Here is a 1,213-nt window from a genome sequence, read left to right on the forward strand (position 1 = left end):
CCAGCAGCCGGCGATAGATCGGTGCTGCTTCGGCGACGCGCCCGAGGGTGACGAGACAGTCCGCCCGCAGCAGCGCCGCATCCGGGTCGTCCGGATAGGCGCGGTCGAAGGCGTCGAGGAAGGCGAGTGCGGCCCCCGCCTTATCCTGACGGCGCAGGCCGGCAACAACGCTGAGATACAGGCGGCGGGTCCGCACGTCCTGTCCCGGTCCCGCCTGCGGCGCGTCGACGTTGTCGGTCTGCACGAAAGACGGCGGGGACGCCTCGATGAGGTGCAGGCTCGGCATCGAGCAGCCCGGCACGGCCAGTGCGGCGAGCAGGCACAGGGCGCGGCGCGTCGCGTGCGCCCGGCGATGCGTGGCGGCGCGGAGACGGGTCGGTGTCATCGGGTCAGTCCTTTCAGCGCTTCGGACAGGCCGGCGGCGGCGGGACCGCCGAGCAGGATGAACAGCGCCGGCATGAAGAACAGCATCATCGCGCCGGAGAGCTGCGCGGCCTTGCGCCCCACGGACTCGCGCGCGGTCGCGAGACGCTGCTCGGCCGCGTCCTGTGCCTGTGCCGCCAGACGTTCGGTGATGTCGGCGCCGTGCAGCAGCGACTGGCGGAAGACGGCGGCGAGATCGCGCGCGCCGGCGACGCCGAGCCGGTCGGCCCAGCGGCCGAGGGCCTGTTCGTAGGGAGCGCCGTTCTGCAGGTCGTCCACCAGGGCGCGGAAGGCGGCGGCGGTTTCCGGCACCGCCGCCGCGGCGGTCGGCCGCGCGAGCGTGCGCAGGCATTGATCGAGGCTGCTGCCCGATTCCAGCATCAGCCGCACGAGGTCGAGAAGGAACGGCAGCTCGCCCCGCACCCGGCGCTGCCGCCGCGCGGCCAGGACATGGAGCGCGCGCTTGGCGAGCAGGAAGGCCGTCACCGCGAGGCCGGCCGGCATCAGCCAGACGCGGCCGCCCGGCCAGTCCCACGCCAGCCGGAGCGCCAGCGCGGCGGCGAAGGTGGCGAGCGTCACGCCGATGCGCAGCAGGGCGAACGCCACCGCGGCCCCGGGCGCGTAGTAGCCGGCGGCGCGCAGCAGCGCCGTGATTTCCCGCCGGTCCGCCTCGCCGCCGGCAATCGCGCCCTCGTACCGCGCGAGGCGCGCCAGCAGCGATCCGCCCGCCTGTCCGGGCGGCGGCAGGCCGAGCGTCGCGTGCAGCCGGGCGCGCAGCTGCGTCTGCGGC

2 protein-coding genes are annotated in these 1,213 nt (G+C 75.3%); both read right to left on the reverse strand.

Features of this window, described 5'->3' with window-relative positions:
* Positions 1 to 385 (reverse strand): tetratricopeptide repeat protein (locus tag B8460_RS18360; RefSeq protein WP_048863070.1); only part of this gene is annotated, 385 nt, incomplete at its 3' end.
* The coding region (locus B8460_RS18365; RefSeq protein WP_048863071.1) for a type II secretion system F family protein at positions 382 to 1,213 on the reverse strand (832 nt) is incomplete at its 5' end. The genes B8460_RS18365 and B8460_RS18360, both read right to left, overlap by 4 nt.

Source organism: Acidisphaera rubrifaciens HS-AP3 (assembly GCF_000964365.1).
GTDB lineage: Bacteria > Pseudomonadota > Alphaproteobacteria > Acetobacterales > Acetobacteraceae > Acidisphaera > Acidisphaera rubrifaciens.